General features: G+C 42.8%; 25 protein-coding genes. 7 read left to right on the top strand and 18 right to left on the bottom strand.

What is annotated here, in order from left to right:
• Positions 1 to 81: 81 nt before the first annotated feature.
• Genes U5K35_RS00150 through U5K35_RS00160 form a run of 3 tightly spaced genes read right to left on the bottom strand, consistent with a single transcriptional unit; the run spans position 82 to position 3,738 of the window.
• Positions 82 to 1,326, bottom strand: a complete 1,245-nt coding sequence (locus U5K35_RS00150) for an ABC transporter permease (protein ID WP_322569443.1) — start codon at positions 1,324 to 1,326, stop codon at positions 82 to 84.
• A 4-nt stretch (positions 1,327 to 1,330) separates the two neighbouring features.
• Positions 1,331 to 2,560 carry an ABC transporter permease gene (locus U5K35_RS00155; protein ID WP_322569444.1) on the bottom strand — a complete coding sequence of 410 codons (1,230 nt, stop codon included), beginning with the start codon at positions 2,558 to 2,560 and terminating at the stop codon, positions 1,331 to 1,333.
• A gap of 59 nt (positions 2,561 to 2,619) precedes the next feature.
• Positions 2,620 to 3,738 carry an efflux RND transporter periplasmic adaptor subunit gene (locus U5K35_RS00160; RefSeq protein WP_322569445.1) on the bottom strand — a complete coding sequence of 373 codons (1,119 nt, stop codon included), beginning with the start codon at positions 3,736 to 3,738 and terminating at the stop codon, positions 2,620 to 2,622.
• A 264-nt stretch (positions 3,739 to 4,002) separates the two neighbouring features.
• Here U5K35_RS00160 and U5K35_RS00165 point away from each other — a divergent pair, with 264 nt between their 5' ends.
• Entirely contained in the window at positions 4,003 to 4,437 is a 435-nt protein-coding gene (locus U5K35_RS00165; RefSeq protein WP_322569446.1) for an OsmC family protein, read from the top strand.
• Positions 4,438 to 4,574: 137 nt separating this feature from the next.
• Here U5K35_RS00165 and U5K35_RS00170 read toward each other — a convergent pair whose 3' ends face one another.
• From U5K35_RS00170 to dinB, 5 genes are all read right to left on the bottom strand, one after another.
• Positions 4,575 to 5,849 carry a hypothetical protein gene (locus tag U5K35_RS00170; RefSeq protein ID WP_322569447.1) on the bottom strand — a complete coding sequence of 425 codons (1,275 nt, stop codon included), beginning with the start codon at positions 5,847 to 5,849 and terminating at the stop codon, positions 4,575 to 4,577.
• 21 nt (positions 5,850 to 5,870) lie between these two features.
• The gene (locus tag U5K35_RS00175; protein ID WP_322569448.1) at positions 5,871 to 6,527 is read right to left on the bottom strand and encodes a hypothetical protein; all 657 of its coding nucleotides are present in this window, start codon (positions 6,525 to 6,527) and stop codon (positions 5,871 to 5,873) included.
• Positions 6,520 to 7,095, bottom strand: coding sequence for an RNA polymerase sigma factor (locus tag U5K35_RS00180; protein ID WP_322569449.1), 576 nt, complete (start codon positions 7,093 to 7,095; stop codon positions 6,520 to 6,522). The genes U5K35_RS00175 and U5K35_RS00180 overlap by 8 nt, the downstream gene beginning before the upstream one ends.
• Positions 7,096 to 7,409: 314 nt before the next feature.
• Positions 7,410 to 8,405, bottom strand: coding sequence for a metal-dependent hydrolase (locus U5K35_RS00185; protein WP_322569450.1), 996 nt, complete (start codon positions 8,403 to 8,405; stop codon positions 7,410 to 7,412).
• Positions 8,406 to 9,524: a DNA polymerase IV gene (gene dinB / locus U5K35_RS00190; protein WP_322569451.1), complete on the bottom strand. Its 1,119-nt coding sequence runs from the start codon at positions 9,522 to 9,524 to the stop codon at positions 8,406 to 8,408.
• A gap of 76 nt (positions 9,525 to 9,600) precedes the next feature.
• On the opposite strand from dinB, the gene U5K35_RS00195 reads away from it, so the two are divergent.
• The 4 genes from U5K35_RS00195 (at position 9,601) to U5K35_RS00210 (ending at position 13,666) form a co-directional block, all read left to right on the top strand.
• Positions 9,601 to 9,873: a hypothetical protein gene (locus U5K35_RS00195; RefSeq protein ID WP_322569452.1), complete on the top strand. Its 273-nt coding sequence runs from the start codon at positions 9,601 to 9,603 to the stop codon at positions 9,871 to 9,873.
• A gap of 22 nt (positions 9,874 to 9,895) precedes the next feature.
• Positions 9,896 to 10,414 (top strand): hypothetical protein, encoded by a 519-nt coding sequence (locus U5K35_RS00200; RefSeq protein ID WP_322569453.1) that lies wholly within the window; start codon positions 9,896 to 9,898, stop codon positions 10,412 to 10,414.
• A gap of 95 nt (positions 10,415 to 10,509) precedes the next feature.
• Positions 10,510 to 11,916, top strand: a complete 1,407-nt coding sequence (locus U5K35_RS00205) for a Glu/Leu/Phe/Val dehydrogenase (protein ID WP_322569454.1) — start codon at positions 10,510 to 10,512, stop codon at positions 11,914 to 11,916.
• Positions 11,917 to 12,172: 256 nt separating this feature from the next.
• Positions 12,173 to 13,666, top strand: a complete 1,494-nt coding sequence (locus tag U5K35_RS00210) for a sodium/proline symporter (protein WP_322569455.1) — start codon at positions 12,173 to 12,175, stop codon at positions 13,664 to 13,666.
• 57 nt (positions 13,667 to 13,723) lie between these two features.
• Here the strand turns inward: U5K35_RS00210 and U5K35_RS00215 are convergent, their stop codons facing one another.
• Both U5K35_RS00215 and U5K35_RS00220 read right to left on the bottom strand, forming a co-directional pair.
• Positions 13,724 to 15,049 (bottom strand): DEAD/DEAH box helicase, encoded by a 1,326-nt coding sequence (locus U5K35_RS00215; protein ID WP_322569456.1) that lies wholly within the window; start codon positions 15,047 to 15,049, stop codon positions 13,724 to 13,726.
• A 138-nt stretch (positions 15,050 to 15,187) separates the two neighbouring features.
• Positions 15,188 to 16,051, bottom strand: coding sequence for a type II CAAX endopeptidase family protein (locus tag U5K35_RS00220; RefSeq protein WP_322569457.1), 864 nt, complete (start codon positions 16,049 to 16,051; stop codon positions 15,188 to 15,190).
• Between the two features lie 82 nt (positions 16,052 to 16,133).
• Here U5K35_RS00220 and U5K35_RS00225 point away from each other — a divergent pair, with 82 nt between their 5' ends.
• Positions 16,134 to 16,757 carry an SOS response-associated peptidase family protein gene (locus tag U5K35_RS00225; RefSeq protein ID WP_322569458.1) on the top strand — a complete coding sequence of 208 codons (624 nt, stop codon included), beginning with the start codon at positions 16,134 to 16,136 and terminating at the stop codon, positions 16,755 to 16,757.
• Positions 16,758 to 16,879: 122 nt separating this feature from the next.
• On the top strand, positions 16,880 to 17,239 hold the full coding sequence (secG, locus tag U5K35_RS00230; protein WP_322569459.1) for a preprotein translocase subunit SecG: 360 nt from the start codon (positions 16,880 to 16,882) through the stop codon (positions 17,237 to 17,239).
• Positions 17,240 to 17,618: 379 nt separating this feature from the next.
• Here the strand turns inward: secG and U5K35_RS00235 are convergent, their stop codons facing one another.
• From U5K35_RS00235 to U5K35_RS00270, 8 genes are all read right to left on the bottom strand, one after another.
• The gene (locus tag U5K35_RS00235; RefSeq protein WP_322569460.1) at positions 17,619 to 19,847 is read right to left on the bottom strand and encodes an NADP-dependent isocitrate dehydrogenase; all 2,229 of its coding nucleotides are present in this window, start codon (positions 19,845 to 19,847) and stop codon (positions 17,619 to 17,621) included.
• 89 nt (positions 19,848 to 19,936) lie between these two features.
• Positions 19,937 to 20,482, bottom strand: coding sequence for a tetratricopeptide repeat protein (locus tag U5K35_RS00240; RefSeq protein WP_322569461.1), 546 nt, complete (start codon positions 20,480 to 20,482; stop codon positions 19,937 to 19,939).
• 212 nt (positions 20,483 to 20,694) lie between these two features.
• Entirely contained in the window at positions 20,695 to 21,339 is a 645-nt protein-coding gene (locus U5K35_RS00245; RefSeq protein ID WP_322569462.1) for a deoxynucleoside kinase, read from the bottom strand.
• Positions 21,340 to 21,365: 26 nt separating this feature from the next.
• Entirely contained in the window at positions 21,366 to 21,851 is a 486-nt protein-coding gene (gene folK / locus U5K35_RS00250) for a 2-amino-4-hydroxy-6-hydroxymethyldihydropteridine diphosphokinase (protein ID WP_322569463.1), read from the bottom strand.
• Entirely contained in the window at positions 21,839 to 22,219 is a 381-nt protein-coding gene (locus U5K35_RS00255; RefSeq protein WP_322569464.1) for a dihydroneopterin aldolase, read from the bottom strand. Before U5K35_RS00255 ends, folK begins: the two co-directional genes overlap by 13 nt.
• A gap of 52 nt (positions 22,220 to 22,271) precedes the next feature.
• Positions 22,272 to 23,717, bottom strand: a complete 1,446-nt coding sequence (dnaA, locus tag U5K35_RS00260; RefSeq protein ID WP_322569465.1) for a chromosomal replication initiator protein DnaA — start codon at positions 23,715 to 23,717, stop codon at positions 22,272 to 22,274.
• Between the two features lie 383 nt (positions 23,718 to 24,100).
• Positions 24,101 to 24,970: a peptide chain release factor N(5)-glutamine methyltransferase gene (gene prmC, locus U5K35_RS00265; RefSeq protein ID WP_322569466.1), complete on the bottom strand. Its 870-nt coding sequence runs from the start codon at positions 24,968 to 24,970 to the stop codon at positions 24,101 to 24,103.
• A 12-nt stretch (positions 24,971 to 24,982) separates the two neighbouring features.
• The gene (locus tag U5K35_RS00270) at positions 24,983 to 25,378 is read right to left on the bottom strand and encodes a hypothetical protein (protein WP_322569467.1); all 396 of its coding nucleotides are present in this window, start codon (positions 25,376 to 25,378) and stop codon (positions 24,983 to 24,985) included.
• Between the last annotated feature and the right edge of the window lie 88 nt (positions 25,379 to 25,466).

Here is a 25,466-nt window from a genome sequence, read left to right on the forward strand (position 1 = left end):
ACTTTTGCACAGGAATATATAACCAAATTGTTTTATAAATGTTAAGCCAATGTTAACATCAAATCCATTGCTCCCTTAATTTTACTCATATCGAAGCGATTCAACAGGATCTACTTTGGAGGCTTTCAGTGCAGGGAATATTCCGGCAAGCAGACCGATGATGGCAAGAACACCGACTGTAATAATTACTGCCATTTCAGAAATCTGAGGTTTTCCGAGAAACTCCCCGGCTCCGGTGGTCATATCCATCGCCAATACTCCAAAAACGATTGCTGATGAGACGGCCAAGCCGATACCGCCTCCCAGGAATGAGATAAAAAGCGATTCAAAGATAAACTGGATGATGATATGTATTTTACGAGCACCCACAGCCAATTTTATCCCAATCTCTTTGGTTCGCTCTTTCACCACCACAAACATGATATTTGCCACGCCTACGCCGGCAATCATCAGTGTGAAAAATCCGACTGTAAAAAGAAAGATCTCCAATCCGGTTGCCACTTTTTGATTCATCTCCTCCTGTTCGATAAAATCCCACATCGGAATGGCCTGTTCGTCAGCCGGATCAAACTTGTATTTGGAAGACAGCAGAGAAACAATATCAGTTTTTATCGATTCTTGAAGGGAAGGATCTTCCGGGCGTACCAAAATGGATCCTACGTTTCGGTTCCCATAAACATTTCTGAATGTTGTGTAGGGAATGATAGCCCGATTGGCATCCGGACCGTTACTCATGGATGTCTGCATTTTGGGTTTCATAACGCCCACGACGGTAAATGGCATGTTGTCCAGTTTTACCTGTTTGCCGATAGGGTCTTCATCCTTAAAAAGCTGTTTTGCGATCTCATCACCCAAAAATAGAACCCGGCGCTGATCATCCACATCCCGTTCATTGATGAAGCGTCCGCCCGCTGCGGGATACATCGTTCGCATAATCTCAAAGTCGGGGTTCACGCCCTCCATAAATGTATTTGTGATCTCCTCGCCATGCTGCAGACGGGCACCCCACCGGCCATATTGTGGACTTGAATAAGCGATACCCGGCACCGCCTTATTGATTAAATCGATATCATCTTCCGTAAACCGAATTGCCCTTCCAACTCCAAGCCCTTCATAATTCATGCTGGTCTGTCCACCGTAGATAACGATTACCTGATTTCCGGCTCCCAGCAAACCCTCTGTTAAGCTGTTGCCTAAACCGCGTCCAAATGCCAAAAGCAACACAACAGAAAGCGTACCCCAGGCTATGGCAAGAATTGTCAGAAATGAACGAAGTTTCTGTTTTCCTAAATCGTTAAAAAACTCTCTGAAAAGTGCGATCCACATGGTTTTATCTCCTTAAACATTCAACAATATCGAGCCTGGAAGCGCGCCAGGCCGGTAACAAACCTGCTGCAAAACCGACAAATCCCAGTACGGCAAAAGCGATAAGGCCAACTTCGGGTGAAAAGTAGGGGGCACCCACAAACTCTTTGATCGGGATGTTTTGTGTAGCCTCAACCAGCAGCCAGCCAATTCCATATCCGGCAGCAGCACCCATCCCGATAATCATAAAGGTTTCCACAAAAAACTGTCCCATGATGTGATGACGTTTTGCACCCACAGATCGACGAATACCTATCTCTTTCATCCGCTCCTGAACTACCACAAACATGATATTGGCAACTCCGATACCGCCCACGGCAAGGGTAAAAAATCCGATAAGTCCCAGAAATCCATTGATGCCTAAAAACATCACGTTAATAAACTCCCAGAATTCGTTGGTATCCCAGATTCCGAGTGCATCCCGGTCTGTGGGATCAAACCGGTGTTTTCTACCCATCACTTCATACACCTGATCCTGTATCTGCTTAGCAAAAGCCGGGTCTTTGGGCACATACAGAATGTTGTTGATCAGATCGGTTCCCATCATTGCAGAGAAGGTTGTGGCCGGTATGAATGAACGGTCCATATCCCTTTGTGAATAGGAGTTGTTCTGAATTTTATCCTGCAGAACTCCAATAACCGTAAATGGTGTATCGCGAACAAAAACCTGTTTACCGACCGGATCATCATCACCGAAAAGATTTTCAGCCAGCCGGTTTCCCAGAAAAATAACGCGCCTTCGCTCCTCTAAATCACGATCATTTAGCCACCGTCCGCCCGGTTCTTCAAACATATTTCTCAAATCCTGATAGACCGGGTAGACACCGCCAACCTGGGAATTCCGGCGTTTATCTCCGTTTGAAATTTCAATCCCGCTCATATACTCCGGAGTGGCAACGTCGATGTCTGAGATCTGATTCTGAAGCAGCTTTGCATCTGCTTCCCGGTAGCGAATTGGCCGGCCAATGCCATACCCTTCAAACGCTTTCGTGGTCTGACCCGGAAACATGATTGCAAGCTGATCGCCCATGCCCCGCATATTCAGCACGGTTTGATCCCGAAACCCCATCCCGAAAGCGAGCAGCAGAATCAGCGTGGCTGTACCCCACATAATCCCGAAAATCGTCAGGAAACTTCGCAGTCTCTGTTGATTCAGATTACGAAAAAGCTCGGTGATATGGTTTAAAAGTGTCATGAGGGATTAAGAGCTTATTTTGAGGATTACCGTGCAAAAATTATGTTATGTACAGTTAATTACCTGACAGATAATGTTTTTGTGGGGCGCTCCAGAACTTTTTCACCTTCATCCATTCCATTCAGAACGGCTACGGTAATGGCGTCACTCAACCCAAGTTCAACCTCTTTCTCTTCCCGGCTGCCGGGCTGATCGCCGGGCACTTCAACAAAAGTTTTTCCGTCTCTCATTATCACAACTCGCTCCGGGATAGTCACAACATTTTCCACTCGTTCTATGATAATGTCCGCGTTGGCAGAATATCCCGCTCTTAAAACAGCACCCTGTGTATCGGTGATCCGAATTTCGACTGGGAATACAGTGGCATTATCCTGCTGTTTTGCCTTCAATGAAATGCGGGAAACTTCTCCAATTACGATTTGTCCGGGCAGTGCTCCAATCTTGATTTCGGCAGTCATTCCCTCTTTCATTTTACCGACGTCAATTTCATCCACGGTTCCTTTGAAAAGAAGTTGCTCCATTCCGGCAATACTCATGAGGGCTGTACCGGCCTGATACGATGTTAGCGGCACAACCGGTTCTCCAACATCCACCATTTTTTCCAGAATGTAACCGTCAATAGGGGCCCGTATTACAGACTCAATCAATGTATCTCCCATCATGATTCGCCCGCTCTCCAACAGCTCCAATCGCTCTTTGTTGATCTGCTCCCGAACCTTTACATCTTCGAACTGCTGAGCAATTCTGTCATACTCCTGCTGAGCTACCAGGTTTCTGTCAAGGAGCGTTTCCATTCTCTCCAATTCTTTGGCAAGATTATCTTTTTCAATTTCTGTTCGCTCCAGGCTTCGCTTAGCTTCTGCCAGCTCAAGAGGTGTAGGATCGGGGCGTACTTCGATCAATGGGTCGCCTTTGCGCACAAAGTCACCCGGTTCAGCATAAATTTGGTTTACTACACCGGAGATCTTCGATTTAACCTCAATTTCATTATCCGGCTCGATGGTGCCCACGGCCAGGGCTTTCTCAACAACCGTTCCTATTTCTGCAATGACGTGCGGCTCTTCTTGAATCTCATTATCGGATGACTGAGCGTTCAAATAGAAGAAATAGCCTCCGCCAAAAATTGTGATCACTGCCAGTGTAATCCAGATTCGTTTTTTTGTTTTCCGTTTTGCCATAATAGTGCGTCAAATTGATTTTGATTTAATCAGCTTTACGGATTTGGCCGGTTAAAAGTTACTATTTGAATTGAATTCATTTAATTAAATATGCAGTATGTAACCCATTAAAGCGTGTAAAATCAATGATTAATAGAGGAATAAATAATGGCAAAATAAGTTCGTAACAATTTCCTGGAATATGATTAGTCTCACTTTTGAACGAATTTTTAGGTAATATTTTTTTACTAATGAATAACAACAACTCACAAAAATAAAACGACTATGAAAAGAACGGGAAAAGCAGTTTGGAAAGGATCAGGATTAGAAGGTTCAGGAACACTAACTACACAGAGCGGTGCTTTTGATGAACAGCCCTATTCTGTGAAATTGAGATTTGAAAACGAAGACGGGAAAAAAGGCACGAATCCCGAAGAGATGATTGCCACGGCACATGCGGGATGTTTTGCAATGGCTTTGAGTGTAGAGCTTGGAAAGGCAGGTTTTACAGCTGATGAGATTAATGTGGATGCAAAACTTTCACTAGATCAAGAAGATGGGGGTTGGGCGATCAATAAAATTAACCTGAAACTCAATGCTTCTGTCCCGGAGATTTCTGAAGAGAAATTTGCTGAAATAGCGAACGGCGCCAAAGAAGGTTGCCCGGTCTCAAAAGTGTTGGATTGTGAAATTACTTTGGATTATAAGCTGAATGGGTAAAAACCATGTATCCCGGTCAGCCTGACCGGGGGATGGTGCCTGAAAACCCGGATATACTATCTAGGGTACGAATATAAAAGCCTCACCCGGTTTGATCCGAGTGAGGCTTTCTTTTTTGTGAGAGGTCATCTCACGTATCATCTGCGGCTGAGATCTTCCATAACCGGATCATTTCCATTCATCAAATCCGATTTTGAAATTCTGATTTTTGTCTGCTCGGGCATTGTGTCATTCTGTCCGCGCCAGTTTAAAGTAATTCGAAGCAGTTCTCCATTTTGCAGGGATTTCAGTGTACTGCCATAGTCGCGAATGGATTCTGCAATCACAGATTTTATTTTATCTACATCCTCAGTTAGATCAACGCTGTTTTGCTGATTCATCCGGATCTCAATTTCACTCCGAACCTGTTCACCCCGCTTCCTCATTTCATCACTGTGCTGCCGTATTTCATCGATTCGCTCATTGAACTGCTCAGAGTTGAAGTTGAGGGAGTCCATATTAAATTCAAATCGGCCGCTATCGGGCATATTAAAGATAAAAGTACCATCACTATTCCTCTCTGAACTTAAATCTCCAAAATCAATCTGAATATCAACATCGTCAAAATCCAGTGAGTCAATCTCTCTTGCCCAATCCATCAGACCGGAAAAATTAAATGAAGACTTCATCGAGACATTTACCTGATAGTGAACCCCTAGCCCGGGAAGGTATTCATAGTGAGGCTTTTGGTTTACCCGCAGGTGTTCCGTGCCGGCGCTGTTCAGAGACGATTCCAGAACCGAGGCAAAAATGTTTAAATCCCTTTTCTCCTCTATATCAGAAAGATCCGTTTTCTGAACCCTGGATATGAGCTGATCATCTGAAATCCGTCCCTCGCGATGCCGCTTTAAATCATCTCCATTTACAACGAACGTCATTTTTGGGATATCTGCCGTATACTCTTCCAGATTTGTGAGTACAGAGATTACACGGTTTGCTCCGCTTCTGAGTCCGTAGGAAATTCTCACAGATTCATCATCGGGCAGGTTTTGTATGGCAGATGCGTAGTCGGTGATGTACTCAAGGATTTTTTCTTCCACGGCATCCGCTGTTACAGAGCGGTCTTCTCCATTTTGATCCCTGGCCGAGTTGCTTTCAACGCGAATGGTTCCGGATACTCTTATAGAACTCGCCGAAATATTTTCGCCAACGCTGAAATGAACGCCATATCCGGGAATATAATCTGTGGTGATATGTCCCAACCGATCTCCAAAAAGTGGGAAGTCCGGCTGATCATCAGAAGTGAATATTTCATTCAAAATGCTTTCAGCGATATTGATTTCTCTCTGCAGGGCATCATTTTGTGCCTGTACCGATACAACGGTCATTAGCAGGCATGCGAGTGTTAAAAAAGTAGTTTTGAGTTGTTTCATGTCGATAAAGTTTAATTTCGGTTATTCAGTACTCAGCGCGTAGATAATTCCGTTTAGTGCCCGGTTGGTCCGGTCAATTTCGTTTGAAGTAGATTCTTCAAGCTGCAGAAGGCCTTCGGTAAAAAGCATCAGATCTCTGTTCCGCCGCTCTTCGTAGTATTCGGCCAAAGTTGTCAAAGACTCGTTAAATCGCTCATTCTGCTCTCGTTGCACCTGCTCCATCATAGAGTTTAACATCAGTGAATTTTCAGCTCTGATCTCAGCTATGATTTGATTCAGCTCCTGCTCAGAAATACCATCCTGTTCAACCTGAACCGGGGGATTTCCAAGAGTCAGATAATATCCCTGCTCTGTCTCACCAAACTGAACCGAGCTGAAAAGTCCGATAAAAATTGAGACGAGTAATACCGCGGCGGCCGCTAAAACCACGTAGACAGTCCGACGAGGTTTTTCCGGTGTTTCTTTTTTACCTGATTTATCCCGGTACTGGAAACCGTGCTGCTCAGGCACCTCAGGAGAATATTTTCCAATGACAGACTGTGTAGCCTTCAGTTCATCCAGTTTCTGCCGGAGCTCTTCACTGTTTTGAAGCTTTTGCTCAAACTCCTTTTTCTCATCTGGATTCATCTCATCAAAGAGATAATCCATCAGCTGCTGTTGTGTAGTTTCGTTAATCATTGTTCAGGTAATCGGTTTCAATATTCCATTGATTTAAGATTGAGCCGAGTTGGTTCAACCCTTTATACATTCTTGTTTTGGCGGTTCCTTCAGGAATCTGAAGCACTTCACCAATTTCGCTGAAGGTCATCTCTTCAAACTGCTTTAAGATGACAACGGCGCGAATTTCTTCCTGTAACTGATTCAGTGCTTGCCGAATCAGTAAATTCAACTCTTTCTTTTCAAGGTCTGATGCCGGTGTTGATTTAGAAAGTTGATGCTGTTTCGGAATCAGGCTTAAGGGCTCTGACTTTCTCCTGCCGGCGCGCTTCATTTCATCCAGACAAAGATTGTTGGCAATTCGGTAAATCCAGGATTTGAAAGAGTCCACCTTTTTGAGCGACCGGATATTTTGATGAACCTTGATCAAGGTTTTTTGGGCGATTTCAGAAGCATCGTCCCTGTTTCCGAAATAGCTGTAGGCAAAGCGGTAGATTGCGGGATACCATCGGTCAGCAATCACCTGAAAGGACTCTTCGCGCCCGTTTTGCACAAACTCTGATAAATGTGAATGATCCTTTTTTTCCAAACCCCGAATCCGGTTTCAGTTCCTGTTACACTTTAAAGACGAGACAAATCGGGAAATAGTTTTAGATTTGTGACTTTTTAAATAGCTGTATAAAGTCTCCCCTTGCAATCTACTGTGTGTACGCAAATTTGTCTAAGAAATAATACCCACATTAAATCAATGGATTTCCGGTCGGAATGACAGATTACAAGTGGATCAGAGGCGGTACATGCATAGATTTTTTTCGCAGCGGAGCTGCTTGCTTGTCGTCTCGGAGCAGAGCACCGTGACGAGGAAACTTCCTAATGCTCTGGATTCTGAGTGGTTGGACTACCTTACCTTCCAAGCAGCATTCTTAAAAACTCCTTTCGCACCTCATCGCTTGCGTCCCGGAAATAGAGAAAGGGAAGATGTGTATTTGTTTTTGTGGTATCCGTCTTAACACCCCAGAGTGGAGTGAGCCGGGTTGGAAGCATGGAGTACCGGGCATCGCCAATAACTTCAGGGTAATCGGGGTGACGAACCAGGAAGTTTTCTGAGAGTCTCTTGAAACGAAGCAGATCATTGTACATCAACGTGCCTTCAAAATCAGAAAAATCCTCTTCAATATTGATTTGCGGTGCTGATTGCCCTTCATAAATTTTAATTCCTGAAATCAGTCCTGTACGAATCGCATCCGCATAGATGATGTCGTTTGCTATATAATTGGCTCGCCAGACTCTTTGATTGGCAATCGTCGGTTTTACCACCAGCTCTTCAATCTGGTGTCCACGGGACTCGGCAAGGTTTTTTACAGATGCCGTTGCCCGCTGATGTTGAAACCATCCGAAAAGTAAAAAGAAGATAAGCCAGCCTCCCGCAAACCACGCATACTGTTTCTCTTTTTTATAAATACCCAATCCAATAAGTAAGAGTAATCCGACAGTCACGACCGGGTCAATAACGGAGATCAGGTTCCAGGCAAAACGCGTATCCAGAAAAGGCCAGAGGAGTTGCGTACCGTAACTCGTAAAAGTGTCGAGCAGACCTGCCGTTGCATAGCCTAAAATGGAGTAGAAATAGAGCTCTTTGAAACTGAGATACCTCTTTAAAAACCACCAGAGAACAAAGGATGCGATAAGGGCTCCAACAGGAATAAAAATGAAGGAGTGACTAAACTGCCTGTGAATTTCGATATTGAAAAGCGGGTCGGAAGGAATGTGAATGTAGTAATCCAGATCAGCAATCATGGCGGATACGGCACCGGTAAAAGTCGCGGGTCTGAGCTGGTCTTTTTTTGCTCCGGACTGAGCCGCGGTTGCGCCGACCAGACCTTGTGTTAGAGGATCCATTTAAAGAACCTCCCTGAATGGAATTTCCAGCTGCTCGCCAATAACACCGCCTTCGGTCAGGTTCAGCGAGGATACAGAAATTCCCAGCAGGCGAACTTCCCGCACTCCGGTTTCCGTTTCCTGTAGAAGTATTTTTGATATTTTCGCGATCTCTTTAGGATCGTTCGTAAAGTGGTGCAATGTGCTGCTGCGGGTTACGGTTTCAAAATTTTTATACCGGGCTTTCAGAGTAATTGTTTTGCCGGTAGCATCGAGCTTTTTCATGGAATCCGCAATTTTAACAGAGAGCTCATCCAGAAAATTTTCGATCCACTCAAGATCGGAAATATCCTCTGAAAACGTACGCTCTTTCCCGATCGATTTGCGTATTCGATTGGGCTTAACCTGCCGATTGTCTATTCCGCGTGCAATTCGATAGTAGTGGTGCCCCGATTTACCAAACTGTTTTACCAACTCTATCTCATCCCATGTTTTCAGGTCCGCACCGGTTTTGATACCCAGGGTTAACATCTTCTTCTGCGTTGCTTTACCCACTCCATAAAAATCACCGATGGGCAGTTTTTCGATAAACTCCTCGGCTTCTTCAGGTGTGATAATGCTAAGACCATCGGGCTTGTCCAGGTCGGAGGCTATTTTTGCCAGAAACTTATTCGAGGCCACACCGGCCGAGGCTGTCAGTCCGGTTTCGAGCTTCACTCTTTTTTTGATCTCGCGCGCAATGAGCGTTGCGGAAGGGTTTTGTTTGAAGTTTTCGGTTACATCGAGATATGCTTCATCCAGGGAAAGAGGCTCAACGAGATCGGTGTACTCAAAAAATATCTCCCGGATTTGTTGGGAGACCTCTTTATAGACATCAAACCTTGGCTTTACAAATATCGCGTTTGGGCAGAGTTTAACGGCCCTTGAGGCCGGCATTGCTGAGTGAATTCCAAACTTTCGGGCTTCATAACTTGCCGCTGCAACTACTCCACGCCCCTGTGGTGATCCACCTACAACCAGCGGCTTATTTTTATAATTAGGGTGATCTCTCTGTTCCACAGATGCATAAAAAGCGTCCATATCCACATGGATAATTTTACGGACAGGGAGGTCATTTTTAATGCTTAAACTTTTGTGCATCCGGTATGGGTAAAAAAAATAGAATTTGTTACCTTAAGTGCCACTGAAAGGTAATACAAATATAAGTATTGATAGAATGGAAGAGTTAAACGGTGTAACAATCTATTGGTTGATTTCAATTGGTCTGCTCATTGGATATGTAATGGATCTGGTTATGATCAAACGCGGCATTGGTTTGATTGGTAATTTAGTTGGAGGAATTCTTGGAGCGGTTATTATTGGTGTTTCTTTAATTTCGATCGGGATTTTTGCTCCACTGGTATATGCTTCAATTGGAGCAATCGCATTTCTGTTCTTGGTCAATGTGTTCAGTTTCCATCCGGAAAACAATATCGAAGCAAAAGCTTAACTAATTATTGTATATACATTAATTGCAATTACATAAAACTTCAGGTCTGGTAGTTTGGTTACTGCCGGCACCTGAACAGTCCAGCCTTTTCACGGAATTTATTTCAAATTTATCGGAACAGTATAAAACCCTCTCTTTTGTTCCGCACGTCACTTTATCATCCGTTCCGGCTATTCCGTCAGAAAAAATCGCTGAACGGATGGATCTACTTTCAGAACAGCTAAGTCAGTTACAGGTCGATCTGTATGATGTTGAATGTCGGCCCCAACCGTATCGTAAAGTTATTCTGCCAATTGATGACGAAGTGATGGTTCGTGCCTTTTGCAATAAAGTGAACAAAGCTTTAGGCGGTGAATTTTGCAAAGAGAGTGATTTCCATCTATCTCTTCTCTACGGAAATCAAAAGTGTGAGGAAATTGATTTGAGTAAGATTCAGAGTGATCTGCCGAACATAAAAAAATTGCATATACAAAAAATAGCTGTCGCAGATCTTAACTTTACACCGGACAAATGGAAGATTATATTTGAGCGGAGTCTTTAAATCAATATCTCTCTTTGATTTGGAAGAGAAGATCTTATTTGCGACAATTCAAACAGGTTAATAAATAACTACCATAACAAGATTAATTAGAAATAATGAGTGAATATAAATTTTACGACCAAGTTAACAAGGCTTTTGATCGGGCTGCCGCTTACACAAAAATCGAAAAAGGATTGCTTGACCAGATGAAGGCCTGCAATGATATTCTTCATATCCAATTTCCGGTTGAGATGGATGATGGTTCAATCCGGGTGATTGATGGATACCGCGTGGAGCACAGTCATCATAAAATGCCTACCAAAGGCGGTATACGTTACAGTACTATGGTAAGTGAAGATGAAACCATGGCGCTGGCTGCATTGATGACCTACAAATGTGCGGTAGTAGACGTGCCGTTCGGTGGTGCAAAAGGAGGTATTAAAATTGATCCTAAAAAGTTTTCAGTTACAGAGCTGGAAAGAATTACACGCCGATATACATTTGAACTCTACAAGAAAAACTTTATTGGTGCCGGCAATGATGTTCCCGCTCCTGATTTGGGATCCGGAGCGCGCGAAATGGGCTGGATTTTTGATACCTACCGTCAGTTAAGCGATGATATAAATGCGGAAGCCTGTGTTACCGGTAAACCCATAGGTCAGGGTGGTATTCGCGGGCGAACAGAAGCAACCGGTCGAGGAGTCTATTTTGGTATTAAAGAGGCTTGCAGTAACGCGGAAGACATGAAAGAATTGGGCCTAACAAAAGGTATCGACGGGAAAACGTTTGTAATTCAAGGTTTAGGTAATGTGGGTTACCACGCTGCATTGTATATGATTGACGCCGGTGCGAAAATGATTGGTGTGGCTGAGTATGATGCCTCCATCTACAACGAAAATGGGATTGACCTTGAAGATCTCATGGCGTATAAGAATGAGAATAATGGCGGTATCTCCGGATATGATAAGGCATCTCAACTAAAATCGAATATTGCCGTCTTGGAAGAAGAGTGTGATATTCTAATTCCTGCTGCGCTCGAAAATCAGATTACGGAATCCAATGCGCCAAATATTAAAGCAAAAATTATTGGTGAGGCTGCAAACGGTCCTACAACTGATAAGGCTCATGAAATCATTAAAAGGCGCAATACACTGATCATTCCAGATAGCTATTTGAATGCCGGTGGTGTAACGGTGTCGTACTTTGAGTGGTTGAAAAATATTCAGCACGTTCGATTTGGCCGAATGGGCAAGAGATTTGAAGAAAACAGCTATAAGAAAATTCTCTCCGTAATTGAAACGATCTCAGATAGAAAGTTTACGGAAGATGAACTGGCTGTACTTGCTCAGGGTGGCGGTGAACGGGAATTGGTTGATTCGGGCCTGGAAGAGACAATGGTCAATGCCTATAATGAAATCAACGAATTGCGAAAGCGTCACGACGTTGATCTGAGAACGGCGGCGTTAATTAGTGCAATAAACAAGGTTGGCTTTATGTATAAAGGAATGGGCATTTTCCCTTGATCAAAAAAATAAACCCGACACTTATCACAGTGTCGGGTTTTTATTTTGAGACAGTCGTTTTCTGTCATTAACCAAAACATCATCTTCACACTGCTACGGAAGTCTTAAAATAATGTTACACTCTAACAGAAAATATTTTTTAAAATTGCATTTTTAATCTTTTCTGTCGTGATTTCTTTCTATGTCATCATGTTTATTCTGCCGGTATTAATTATAACCGGAACCATTTTTTTGGCGACTCGAAAATCTAAAAAACATGGATGAAACACAGCTAGTCTCCGTTTCATTTGATTCGAGTGCCGTTATCGCTTTTGTGGCCTATCTTATCCTGATAATCGGTGTTGGTATTTACGCTTCCAGATTCTCATCCCGCGGAATTTCGGAATACTTTATTGGCGGGCGTAAGATGAATCGTTTTGTGGTAGCCCTTTCGGCTGTTGTATCAGGGAGAAGTGCCTGGCTGCTTTTGGGTGTAACTGGGATGGCCTATGCTCAGGGACCATCAGCCATTTGGGCTGTGCTCGGATATATCATCGTTGAAATTTTTCTCTTTCTCTATTATGGCCGAAGGCTTAGAAATTTTACGGAAAACCGGAATTGTATTACCATCCCGGACTTTTTTGCAGAGCGATTTAACGACCATGACGGAAAACTCAGAATTACGATTGTAGTCATTTTCCTGGTTTTTATGATCGGGTATATCTCCTCTCAGTTTGTAGCGGGAGGTAAAGCTTTCGCGTCGGGGTTTGGGCTTGAAACAAATACAGGTGTTTTATTAACCGCAGGTATTGTTCTTGTATATACAATAGTTGGTGGATTTTTGGCAGTCAGTCTCACGGATATGTTTCAGGCAATCTTTATGATGCTTGCACTTGTGATGTTACCTGTAATAGCAATCATGAACTTTGGTGGGCTTCAGGAACTGTTGAGCTCGCTGGCATTAATGGATGTGATGTATGTGGATCCATTCGCGGTGTCTGTTGGAGCGGCCATCGGCTTCCTGGGTATTGGGCTTGGGTCGCCCGGTAATCCGCATATTCTGGCCCGATACATGTCTATTGATGACCCTAAGCAGTTTAAGTACGTAGCCGTGGTTGGAACTACGTGGAATGTATTGATGGCCTGGGGAGCAGTTTTTGTAGGGCTTGCTGGCCGGGCATACTTTCCCGAGGTAGAAATGCTGCCCGGAGCCGACACAGAGAATCTTTTTCCGATGCTTGCGCAGCTTCATCTGCATCCTATTTTATTTGGGGTTGTTTTAGCCTCAATATTTGCCGCTATTATGTCTACAGCCGATTCGCAGCTGCTGGTTGCGGCATCCAGCGTGGTCAGGGATCTCTATGAAAAGATCTTCAAAAGAGGTGTTGAAGTGCCTCAAGATAAGCTGGTACTCTACAGCAGAATTGTAGTCTTCTTTATAGTAATTTTTGCACTGATTTTTGGATTTTACGCTGAGGATCTGGTTTTTTGGCTTGTTCTATTTGCCTGGGCCGGTCTTGGGGCTTCTATTGGACCTACATCTATTCTAGCACTTTACTGGAAGGGAACAACTCGTGCCGGAATATTTGCCGGATTAATAACCGGTACACTGGTCACCATTGGTTGGTATCTCATTCCGGAACTTAAGGCGCTCATGTATGAACTGATTCCAGGTTTTTTTGCGTCATTACTGGCAACATGGATCGTAAGCCTTTTTACAGAACCAGCACCGGACAGTAAAAAAGCTTTTGAAGATATGTTTGACGAATAAAAAAGGTGATCAAAGCAGAGCCTGATCACCTTCTAAATTATCATAAGAGTTAGTTAACTAGGAGAATAGCTTTTTAAAAAATCCCACAAGACCTTTCTCCTCTTTTTTCTTGCCGGCCCTTCCTCCTTCAAGCTGATCAAAAGTAGGGCGAGGTAAACCATGATGTTTCTTGCTCTCTTTTTGACTCTTGCCGCGCTTTTTACTCTTCGCGCGTTTGTCGTTCCGAGGCTTGGATTGTTTACTGCTTTTCTTTTTCCCTTTTTTGTCAGAGGAAATTTTGTCTTTCACACTTTTCGGAAGCGGAACTTCTTCTGGTGCATATCCAAGCGATTTGCAAATAGCCTGTATGTCGCCTCTGTCTTGTTTTGAAACAAGTGAGAGAATACGGGTTGCTTTTCCATCTCCAACAAGTTCAGCACGCAGTTTATACTCATTTACATCTTCTGGCACATCATAATTGATAACTTGTGATGCATGCTCTAAAGGAAGGTCTTTGGCGGTCATGTCGCCAATAATCAAGTGCTGTACGTCATTGGTAGTAAATCGGTTGAACCGTTCATCAAACGTTTCCTTATTCAACTGCTGATGCACGCTCACAGCCCTTCGATTGCTCTTTCTTAAAATCTTGTATAGACGGTCGGCAGTTCTTCTCGAAGCGGTGAAGATAACAACAGTATCTGATTTATTATTATCCAGATGAGCCATCAATGTAGAGATCTTGGATCTTGGCGGCACATTGATGTAGTACTGTGTAAGGTCTTTGGTGATTTCCGGCTCTTTATCTTTTTCTTTTTCAGGAGATTTTTTAGCAAGAGTGACCAACTCAGGTTCTGTGAGAAGTTTGTTTTCTGCTTCCCTCAACTCTTTACTGTCTTTGGCTGCCGTAAAAATTCGCTGACACTTACCAATGATACGGGTAGATACATTGTCGACGGCATCCCAGTTTTCAACTTTTTCAGCCTGATCAACAATAAGCTGTTGGACTTCTCTGAATATTATTTTTCCCTCCTCCAGTAAATTACTGAACTCTACGGGGGTGGCAACCACAACTACGGGACCTGCAGAAAGGGCGTTGAGTTGTTTTTTGGGGTCTCCGTCAGATGTAATGCAAGCACTCTCAATGGATGCATGATAGCCGATAGCCCAGATCCATTCGTCCAGAAATTTGGCACGCTCACTGTCAGGTGCTAAAATAATACCCTTGGTGCCTTGGCGGCGATCCGATTTGGCAATCTCATTTAACAGATTGATCAGGTAACCCACTTCGGGCCTGTCATCCGTTTTTGTGTTAATTACTAAATCAGAGCCTTCCTGAACTGCTTTAAAAATTTTCTTTTGTAGTGTAGAGGGGCTTTCAATCTTAACATCTTTCAACCCCTTCAAAATATCGGAACTTAGTCGAAACTGATTAAACGACAACGTTATATCCTCACTTATTTAGTCAAAATTTCAATTCAAAAATACCGGTAATTTTTATCCGGCTTATGGCTCAGCCTTGAATAGTACAGGCAGCCATTTACTTTAATTACTATAAAACACGGTTAAGTAGATTTCATTCAGCGTAAGCAGAATCATCAAGCCTAAAAGTCCGGCAGCTCCTGCCTCCGGGCCGAAATTTCCTCCAGTAAAAGTTTCGGGTCCGGTAGTCTCAGCAACCATCAGCATGTGTTCAAATTGGCTGCCGCTTACCGGTAATCCAAAAACCGCGCCCTGAAAATAATTCCAGGAGAGGTGCATTCCAAGCGGAATGGCTAAACTCTTAGTTATAATATAAGGATAAGCGAACACCATTCCAGCAATAGATATGTTTAAAGTTGATATCCAGGTGGCGTTCGGGTTTCCGAGATGGGTTAAGCCAAAGAGTAAAGAGGACAAAATGACGGCACCGATTACGGCCAGTGATTTTCCGGTTTTTTTAAAATGAAGGCCTTCCTGAATATTACGAATCAAGTAACCTCTAAAGTAAGTTTCTTCCCAAAAACTTACGGCTGCCATGAAAATAAGGGTGACAGTCAAACCTAAATAGAAGCCCTCTCCGGGGTTTTTAAATTGTTCAAAACTGATATTAACCCACCCCATGGCGATATGAATCAATACAATTCCTCCCATAGCCAAAGCGGCCAGCACATTTCCAGCTAAAAAATCTTTCAGCCAGCCTGAACTAAACTTAATGCCATATTCAGAAATTGGCCGACGATCTATTTTCCGGGAACCAAGCCAGAGAATCCCGATCATAACTATTGCCAACACGATGGTAAATCCATAACCTCTGAATCCCCAAAGCCCAATAGCTGCGATAGAGGTGAGCAAAATGGCGGTCACGATTAAAATTCTCCAAAAAGAGCGCAGCCTGTTTTCGTAAGAGCTAAAAAAGAGGATTTTCACGATTGAACGCTTATTATATGTTAGTCTGTTTTATAATAATAGAATCTGACAAGCAAACAATACAAAATTTTATAGTGTAATTATGGCTAAACGTGTCGCATTTTTTGCCGGTAAGGAGTCCGTTGAAAATTATTTTAATCTGGAATCGAACAGGGATAACATATTTGAGCCGCATTACAATTTATCTGCAGGTCATCACATCCTCATTGTGCACAAGATGGGTGCTAAACCTTCGATAAACAGAGTTCGATGGAGTGATGAACAAACCCATGAAACAACGGTTGATACTGAAAAGGCAATCGAGCTACTTCAGAAAAAAGAGTTTGTAAGCTGTGCTGTGCCATTAAGCGGTTTTTATATCTGGAAAGATGACAAGGAGAAAGGCAGCCCGTTTTTTGTGCGTATGATAAATGACCCACTGATGGTAGCGGCGGGTATTTATAACAAAAAAGCCGATTATTTCAAGCTTATCACAATGCCCTCAAATGTTCTGATTAATCCAATGTCTGAAACGATGCCCGTTTTGCTGGATAGAGAGCTGTCTTTTAAGTGGCTTGAGGCAGAAGAAAAGAATGAAACGGCTGATATTATTGAGAAAGCCAAAAAGCTATTTTTGTTAACCGACTTGTCTGTTGTTCGTGTAAGTGAAAAAGTTAACGACCCTTCAAATAACGATGAAAAACTTATTCAACCCATTCCAAAATAGGTTTGTCTTTACTTTTATCCGGCAATAATATTCGAGTGGTTCGTTATTACAAATACCTTTTTAATAAGGGTAAATAGTTTTATCTTAAGGATTCTATAAACCAAGAAAATTTTTTACATAGTATGTTATACGGAATTATTGTTGCAGTCATTACACTGATCAGTTTTTTATTAATCGTCGTTATTCTTCTTCAGCCGGGACAAAAAGAAGGTTTGTCCGGTGGCCTGGCAGCCGGTATGGCCGGTGGCGCATCTATGGGTGCCCGCAGAACAGCAGATTTGCTTTCTAAAACCACATCAATCTTAGCAGCGCTGTTTCTGTCTTTGAGTGTTTTAGCAAACTTTGCGATCGATCGTGGCGATAGCGGTCAAAGCACTATTCAGCAATCTGCAATGGAGAATGTTGATCCATCAGAATTTACAGCACCTTCTCAGACGCAGTCCGCTGTTCCTGAACAGGAAGACTTGGATATTGAAGAATAAACTCTTCAAGTTCTAAAAATTTTTAAGCCGTGATTTGAGCACATCAAGTCACGGCTTTTTTTATGCGCTTTTCTTATTTAACGTGAGTTTGATATAATTTTATCGATAATCGTCAGTTTGAGCGCAGTTTCGACCGTTTTTTGGTCGGAACGGAGTCGAAAACACATTTCGACTTCATTTCGAGGAAAAAGCACCCTCGAAATTGCGCTCAATGTGACGTGTTGCATCATTTGAGGCATCTTTATCTCGAACTGACGTTATTTAAGGAGCCTTTCGTAAAAAGGCAGGAATTTACTTCGAGGTACTTCACTTTTTTGGCAGGTATAAAAAAACCCGAATCGGGTGATTCGGGTTTTAAATAAATGATATTTAGAGAACCTTAGACAGATTCAATAATGGAATTCAAGGTTTTACTCGGTCTCATTCGGTCAAAAACGATCTCCCGGTTTGGCCAGTAGTAACCTTCAATATCTTCAGGTTGCCCCTGGGCATCAATCAACTCTTTATTGATCTGTTCCTCATTCTCTTCAAGCTTTTCGGCCACAGATTTGAAATGATTAGCCAGATCTGTGTCTTTTGTCTGTTTAGCCAATGCACGAGCCCAGTAGGTGGCCAGATAGAAGTGACTGCCTCTATTGTCGTGTTCGTTCACTTTTCTGGATGGAGACTTATCATTTTGCAAATAGGTCGTATTTGCTTCATCCAAAGCCTCAGAGAGTATCAGGGCGCGCTCATTATCAAACGTTTTTGATAAATGTTCCAGGGATACTGCAAGAGCCAAAAATTCACCCAAAGAGTCCCAGCGCAAGTGGCCTTCATCTAAAAACTGCTGAATATGCTTTGGCGCGGATCCACCTGCTCCGGTTTCAAAAAGTCCGCCGCCGTTCATCAATGGAACAATGGAGAGCATTTTTGCACTGGTTCCAACCTCAAGAATCGGGAATAGATCGGTAAGATAGTCGCGAAGAACGTTACCTGTAACGGAGATTGTGTCTTTTCCGTCTTTTGTTCTTTTCAGGGTGTATCGCATTGCCTTAACGGGCGACATAATTTGAATATCCAATCCGTCTGTATCGAACTCGGGAAGATACTGTTTTACTTTTTTGATCAGCTCTGTGTCGTGAGCACGATCTTCATCAAGCCAGAAGATTGTCGGATCGCCGGTTTCGCTGGCTCTTCGTACCGCAAGTCCAACCCAGTCTTTAATAGCGGCGTCTTTGGTCTGGCACATTCTCCAGATATCGCCTTCCTCAACATCGTGCTCTAACAGTGTGTTGCCGTTTTTATTAACAACGCGAACATTTCCTTTGCCGGAAATTTCAAAGGTTTTGTCATGCGATCCATATTCTTCAGCTTTTTTAGCCATCAGTCCCACATTAGGTACACTTCCCATTGTGGTTGGATCAAAAGCACCGTTCTCCTTGCAGAAATCGATGACTTCCTGATAAATTCCTGCATAGCTGCTTTCAGGAATGACGGCTTTTGTATCCTGAGTTTCATCGTTTTTGTTCCACATCTGTCCTGAGGTGCGGATCATGGCCGGCATGGAAGCATCTATAATTACATCGCTCGGTACATGCAGATTGGTTATTCCCTTGTGTGAATTAACCATCGCCAGGTCCGGCCCGTTTTCGTAACATTTCTGAATATCAGCTTTAATCTCAGCCTGTTTATCTTCAGGAAGTTCCTTGATTTTTTCTTCCAGGTCGCCAAAACCGTTATTGGGATCAACACCCAGTTCGTCCAGTGTTTTACCATGCTTTTCAAACACATCCTTGAAATAGACTCTCACGGCATGGCCAAAGATGATAGGATCTGAAACCTTCATCATGGTTGCCTTCATATGGAGTGAGAAAAGAACGCCCTTTTCCTTGGCATCCTGAACCTGATTTTCTAAAAACTCCAGCAGTTCACTTTTGCTCATCGCGGCTGCGTCAATCACTTCGCCGGGAAGAAGCGATAGGCCATCTTTTAGAACGGTTACGTCTCCGTTTTCATCCACAAACTCAATTTTCACTTCATCTTCGCTACCCAGTGTGAGTGATTTTTCGGAATGTGCAAAGTCGTTGTCACTCATGGCTGAAACATGAGTTTTAGAATCGGAGCTCCATTCACCCATAGAGTGCGGGTTATTTCTGGCATACTCTTTTACCGGCTTTGGAGCTCTTCTGTCTGAATTACCCTCTCGCAGAACCGGATTTACAGCACTTCCCTTAACCGCGTTGTAGCGTTCCTGAATTTTCTTTTCTTTATCGTTTTTAGGCTCCTCAGGATAGTCGGGAAGGTCGTACCCTTTACCTTGCAGCTCTTTGATTGCAGCAGTCAGCTGAGGGACAGAAGCACTGATGTTTGGAAGCTTGATGATATTTGCTTCCGGCTTTTTAGCCAGTTCGCCAAGCTCGGCAAGTGCATCCGATACTTTTTGATCATCCTTCAAATAATCCGGAAATTTGGCAAGTATTCTGCCCGCAAGTGATATGTCTTTGGTTTCCACGTTTACTCCGGCAGCTTTAGTAAAAGCTTCTAAAATTGGCAGAAAAGAGTGGGTAGCAAGGAAAGGTCCCTCGTCAGTAATTGTATAAAAGATCTTGGCTTTATCAGTACTCATGTTTAAAATACTTTTCGGTTAGTTATTTAGTTATTAACTCTGCATGATTTACCGGGTGCTTTAAAAAAACTGCAAAGCAGATATCTCTACTACTCTTCTTCAAGCAGATTTTTTACATACTCATTTTCAGGGTCCATTTTCAACGCCTGCTGATAGTATGTTTTTGCTTTCTCGTCGTGACCGCCTTTTTTCATCAGGTCGCCCATTAAAATCCAGTTTTCCACGTCCCGGGGCTCTTTACGGATTCTATCCAAAAGATAGGGAATAGCTTCATTTCCTTTCCCTGCCATAACCATGTAGAGAACCATGTTTCTGTGTGCGGCAGGCAGGTTATCCAGTTTGATGGCCCGTTCAAAATCTTCTTTTGCATTTTCAGCATCGTCATCGTTGAGATATGAATATCCCCTCAGATTGTAGAGCCTTCCATCTTCATCATCTCTTTCAATGGCATCCGTTAACGATTTAATGCTCGATTCCCATTGATTGAGCTTTTGCATTACCTCGCCTTCAAGAGTGTACCCTTCCGGCGCATCCGGATTCATCCTCTGTAGTTGTCTCGCGGTATCGAGGCTTTTATCAAGATCTCTTTCGTGTAAAAGTTCATATCCTTGTTTATGTTTTTCTTCGAAACTCATGAATTATCAGTCTTTTTCTCTTTTTCGGTTATGTCTTCAAATTCCGCATCTTCGATCTGATCTAAGTTGGGCCTCTCTTTTCGCTTTGATGGGCCCTGTCTGAATTGATCAAAAGGAGATGATGATTTTCTTTTCTGTTTTGATTTTGGCCCTTTGATCAATCTATAAATCAAGTAGATAAAAAGGGCTATTAGTAGCCAGCGGATCATTAATTAATCAGGTATAATATGAATGTGTGTATTGCTTCGAATCGGTTGATTGTAAATCTGTTCTTTAATATACGACAAGTGGCTTGGATTATTAACAAAATCGATTTCTGAGGCGTTAATAATCATCAAGGGAGCTTTATTGTAGTGGTAAAAAAATTGATTGTACGCATCACTGAGCTCCTGTAAATAGTCGGGTGTGATGTGTTTTTCGTAATCCCTCCCACGCTGCTCGATATTATTCATCAGCCGATCCACGTTGCTTTGAAGATATATAACAAGATCCGGCCTGGCAGAAATCCCCGTCATTATATTGTAAATATTATCGTAGAGGTTCATTTCGTCTTCGCCAAGATTCAGCCGCGCAAAAATGCGATCTTTTTCAAACATGTAGTCAGATACGATGCCGCCGTCAAAAAGATCACGGCTGAGCATTCGCTGCTGCTGTTTGAAACGACTGGCCAAAAATGAAAGCTGTGTTTGGAATGCGTAGCGTTCTCGATTTTCGTAAAAATGAGGAAGAAAGGGATTCTCTTCAAACTCTTCCAGCACCAGACGGGCGTTACTGCTTTCGGCAATTAGTTTTGCCAATGACGTTTTTCCGACTCCTATTACGCCTTCAATGGCGATAAAATCAAATTGATTGGGCATTGTTGTTTGCTAAATCCTAATGGTATTTACCAGCTAATATCTGTTTTCTCAATTTCCATGCGCGGTGCATTTTTTACCATCTGCTGAATAGGAGTTCCGGTTGAGATGTCTACCCAATCCGGGTCAATTTCCAGCATAGGCTTAAGCACAAAAAGGCGCTTTCGATATTCCGGGTGTGGAATAATAAGGGTATCCTTATCAATCACCAAGTTTCCATAGCGAATGATATCCAGGTCCAGAACTCTCGGGCCCCACCGTTCTGTTTGAGTTCGCCCGGCCTCTTTTTCAAATGTTTTTAGCTCATCTAAAAGATCTGGTGGAGACAAATCGGTGGTGATTTTTGCAGCGCCATTATAAAAAGTGTATTTGGCAGGTCCCACGGGCTCCGACTCCCAAATGGATGACTTAACAATTGGTTTGAGTGAGAGTGAAGCTAAAAACTCTGCAGCCAATTTGAAGCTTTTCAGCCTATCTCCGAGGTTGGCACCAATCGCAACAATTACCGTTTCCATGTCATGGTTATTTGAGCGTACTTAGCAGGAGAATCAACCGGTGGATTTAACTTTCTTACGGTTACAATCAGTTCAATGATAGTCTCAGCTTTTTTGAATAGCTCTTCCCCGATTTGATAGCAAAGCGTTTCAATTAGTTTTTTGGATGGGCCGTAAATAATTTCTGCAGCAGTCTTTTCAGCAAGAGAGTAGTCGAAAGTTTTGTCCAACTCCTCATTTTTGATCGAGTCTTTAAAAAAACCCTTCGCGGTTACGTCCACTTCAAACTGATTGCCCTCGATTCTCTCGATTTCGGCATGCCCGTGCTTCCCGTGAAACTGAATAGATTTAATAGTGATGACATCCGGTGCGTCCTGCGAGTTTTGCATAAACTATATAGAATAGAAAATCAGGTGAGCATTATCAGTGAGCGGTTTGGTATCAGAGGCTGGCCACTTCGATTTTTTGTTCCAGTTCGCTGAGGATGCGCTTGTGCTTCGGGCTTGTAGAGAGCCGCTCTTCCACCGTAGAGATGGCGTGAATCACCGTTGAATGGTCTCGCCCGCCAAACTGTAATCCAATCGTTTTAAGGCTCGATTTGGTATACTTCTTGGAAAGAAACATGGCGATTTGCCGGGCTTCTACAATTTCCTGTTTTCGGGTTTTCTCGCGCACCTTGTTTGTGTCAATACCAAAGTGTTCACACACATAATTCTGAATGGATTCAATGGAAATCTGCGTGTGTGAACTTTTCACCATATCCTTCAGCACATTTTTAGCCAGAGTAAGATCAATTTCATCTACATGCTTGAGCGAAGCCGTGGCCAGTAATTTAATGATGGCTCCTTCCAGGTCGCGAACATTGGACTTAAAGTTGTGGGCGATAAATTCAAGAATGTTAGGGTCTAGCGTAATGCCATTGTCGTTTGCCTTTCGCTCAAGTATGGCAAAACGGGTTTCATATTCGGGAATTTGCAGATCTGCGCTTAGTCCCCAGCTGAAACGGGAAATCAGGCGGTCTTCAATATCAGGGATGTCTTTGGGTGCTCGGTCACTGCTTAAAATAATCTGTTTTCCATCCTGATGGAGTGCGTTAAAAATGTGGAAAAACTCCTCCTGTGTCTTTTCCTTTCCGCTGAAGAACTGAATGTCGTCTACAATAAGTACGTCAATGTTTCTGTAATACGTGGTGAATTCACTCGCCCTGTTGTTTCGAATGGCCTGAACAAACTCATTGGTGAATGTTTCCGAAGAGACATACATCACGGCAAACTCATCTCCGAAATCCCGCTTTATCTTGTTGCCGATACTTTGAATCAGGTGTGTTTTCCCCAGCCCGGTTCCGCCATAAACAAATAGCGGATTAAATGAATTTTTTCCTGGATTTTCGGAAATGGCCATGGCCGCGGATCTTGCCAGCCGGTTGCAGTCTCCCTCTATGTACCGCTCAAAAACGTAATTGCTGTTTAGGTTCGATTCAATATTCGCTTTTTTAATTCCAGGTATAACGAATGGGTTTTCGATTTTACCGGGATGATAGTCAGAAAAAGTATTGACTTGCTGCGAATTGTTTGGAGGGCTTGGCCGCTGCGGCAATCTCACAGATCGATTGTCTTCCATTCGATCAGATTTTTCCACTAACACTGAATATTCCAGTTTCCCTTGGTCGCCTAAAATTTTTGCGATAGTAGAACGGAGCATATTATAATAGTGCTCCTCCAGCCACTCGTACCAGAATTGACTGGGCACCTGTATTGTAAGAGTATCATTTTCGAGCTTGACTGGTTTGATCGGCTCAAACCAGGATTTGTACTTCTGATAACTGATATTATCCTGAATTATCTCTAAACATTCACTCCATGCACTTTCAGCGGTAAGTGTATTCAACGTAAACAACCTCCTGGGGACTTGTGGTATTAAAATATTGAGCAGTTATCCACACGGTTCAATTGGACTGCCGTAATAGCTGAACAGAAAATGTGAATTTATTACCCTGAAATCAAAAAAAATTTACCCAGTTACCCCAAAGTTATCCACATTTTTATAAATACCCTAATTTATTGGTGCGCAATAAATTAGGGTTTATTTAAAAAAATTACCAAATTCCGCTTGACACCGCTTAACAATTCCCTAACGCAAATTTAGTCTGGGGGAAACTTTGGATTTCCGGCGATAAAAACTTTTCCACAAGTTATCCACATTGTGTGCGATATATAAGTGACTAACAGTTGAAAATGTCTAAAGAAAGGAAAAAAGCAGTTGATACTGCGCTATTTAACAGGATTTTGGGCAATTAGAAACCGATCATTTTCATCGTAGTCCTGAATGAGCTCTACATCATGAAAAAATGAGACTGCCGTCTCTTTTATTTTCACAGCAAATTTGTCATTGCACTCCAGGAAAAGCTTGGCTCCGGAGAGCGATGCGAATTCACAGATTTTTCGATAAAGTGACAAAGGATCATTGTGGAAGAGCGCAAGTTCAGGTTCATAATTTAAAACCTGTGGATCCATCTCACTTTTTTCGGGAGGGGTGATATAAGGAGGATTGGAGATAATGATATCCCATTCCTGTTCCATAATCTTTTTATTCTGAACCAACGTGTTCAGGTCAGCTTCTAAGAATGCGACTTCTACTTCGTTGAGCTCTGCGTTGTGAGATGATAATTTCAGTGCCTCGGGCGAAATGTCAACTCCCGTACAGTTCCAATTGGGACGAGCTTTTTTAATGGCAATTGGAATGCATCCACTGCCGGTTCCTATATCAAGAACACTAAGTGCGTCAGCGTTGGAATGTTGATTGAGTATCAGTTCAACCAGCTGTTCCGTTTCCGTTCTTGGAATGAGTACATCTTTGTTTACATGAATTGTACAGTTCAGAAAATCAGTAGAACCGGTCAGATGCTGCAGAGGTTCATGTAAACTTCTTCTCTTTACTAAAGGACGAAGCTGATCCAGCTCAGTGGAGGAAAGTGGACGGTCGAATTTCAGGTAGAGATCCAGCCGGTTAATATTGAGTACATCAGCTAAAAGCCACTCAATACTAAGCCTGGGATTTTGAACACCTTTCTCTTCAAAAAAATCCGTGGTCCATTCAAGCATGGACAGAACGGTCCATACTTTTTCGGAATTACTGCTCATTTATATATATAGTTAATCTTCCTCTTCTTCTTCGGAAGCGGGAGATGCAACTTCTTCTTGCAGTGAAAGTCCAAATCGTTTCGAAAAGTCCATGATAAAATCAATCACATCAGACTCAATGCTTCTTTCTTCTGAGAGAGAGCTGCCACGAAATCCCATTCTTCCGCCTGATTTTTTAAGTTCAATTCGAGTGTGATCGTCGTTGCACTCAAGTATGGCGGTTAACGTGGTTGTTGCGTTGATCTGTTTTTCATATTGCTCATAAACAGCAACAAAAATTTCATCGTTGTTTGCTGATGATTTATAATTGTATAGAAACTTCGGTTCTAAAGCTTCAAACAGCTTGGATGGAATTCTTCGAAGCGTCTTGTTTGGCCCGTATGCCAAATATTTTGTGACTGTGCTCATAATCACCTAAATGATTGAATTGAAGTATGAAAAGAGAAATTTCTGCCTGAATAAAAGCCTAAATACAACAATAATCAAATGCCGTTTT

This window comes from Rhodohalobacter sp., assembly GCF_034521535.1.
Classification (GTDB): domain Bacteria; phylum Bacteroidota; class Rhodothermia; order Balneolales; family Balneolaceae; genus Rhodohalobacter.

Bases quoted from the DNA above. Each gene is read 5' to 3' on its own strand.
- U5K35_RS00150 (WP_322569443.1), bottom strand. From the start codon at position 1,326: ATGTGGATCGCACTTTTCAGAGAGTTTTTTAACGATTTAGGAAAACAG.
- U5K35_RS00155 (WP_322569444.1), bottom strand. From the start codon at position 2,560: ATGACACTTTTAAACCATATCACCGAGCTTTTTCGTAATCTGAATCAA.
- U5K35_RS00160 (WP_322569445.1), bottom strand. From the start codon at position 3,738: ATGGCAAAACGGAAAACAAAAAAACGAATCTGGATTACACTGGCAGTG.
- U5K35_RS00165 (WP_322569446.1), top strand. From the start codon at position 4,003: ATGAAAAGAACGGGAAAAGCAGTTTGGAAAGGATCAGGATTAGAAGGT.
- U5K35_RS00170 (WP_322569447.1), bottom strand. From the start codon at position 5,849: ATGAAACAACTCAAAACTACTTTTTTAACACTCGCATGCCTGCTAATG.
- U5K35_RS00175 (WP_322569448.1), bottom strand. From the start codon at position 6,527: ATGATTAACGAAACTACACAACAGCAGCTGATGGATTATCTCTTTGAT.
- U5K35_RS00185 (WP_322569450.1), bottom strand. From the start codon at position 8,405: ATGGATCCTCTAACACAAGGTCTGGTCGGCGCAACCGCGGCTCAGTCC.
- dinB (WP_322569451.1), bottom strand. From the start codon at position 9,524: ATGCACAAAAGTTTAAGCATTAAAAATGACCTCCCTGTCCGTAAAATT.
- U5K35_RS00195 (WP_322569452.1), top strand. From the start codon at position 9,601: ATGGAAGAGTTAAACGGTGTAACAATCTATTGGTTGATTTCAATTGGT.
- U5K35_RS00205 (WP_322569454.1), top strand. From the start codon at position 10,510: ATGAGTGAATATAAATTTTACGACCAAGTTAACAAGGCTTTTGATCGG.
- U5K35_RS00210 (WP_322569455.1), top strand. From the start codon at position 12,173: ATGGATGAAACACAGCTAGTCTCCGTTTCATTTGATTCGAGTGCCGTT.
- U5K35_RS00225 (WP_322569458.1), top strand. From the start codon at position 16,134: ATGGCTAAACGTGTCGCATTTTTTGCCGGTAAGGAGTCCGTTGAAAAT.
- secG (WP_322569459.1), top strand. From the start codon at position 16,880: ATGTTATACGGAATTATTGTTGCAGTCATTACACTGATCAGTTTTTTA.
- U5K35_RS00235 (WP_322569460.1), bottom strand. From the start codon at position 19,847: ATGAGTACTGATAAAGCCAAGATCTTTTATACAATTACTGACGAGGGA.
- U5K35_RS00240 (WP_322569461.1), bottom strand. From the start codon at position 20,482: ATGAGTTTCGAAGAAAAACATAAACAAGGATATGAACTTTTACACGAA.
- U5K35_RS00245 (WP_322569462.1), bottom strand. From the start codon at position 21,339: ATGCCCAATCAATTTGATTTTATCGCCATTGAAGGCGTAATAGGAGTC.
- folK (WP_322569463.1), bottom strand. From the start codon at position 21,851: ATGGAAACGGTAATTGTTGCGATTGGTGCCAACCTCGGAGATAGGCTG.
- U5K35_RS00255 (WP_322569464.1), bottom strand. From the start codon at position 22,219: ATGCAAAACTCGCAGGACGCACCGGATGTCATCACTATTAAATCTATT.
- prmC (WP_322569466.1), bottom strand. From the start codon at position 24,970: ATGAGCAGTAATTCCGAAAAAGTATGGACCGTTCTGTCCATGCTTGAA.
- U5K35_RS00270 (WP_322569467.1), bottom strand. From the start codon at position 25,378: ATGAGCACAGTCACAAAATATTTGGCATACGGGCCAAACAAGACGCTT.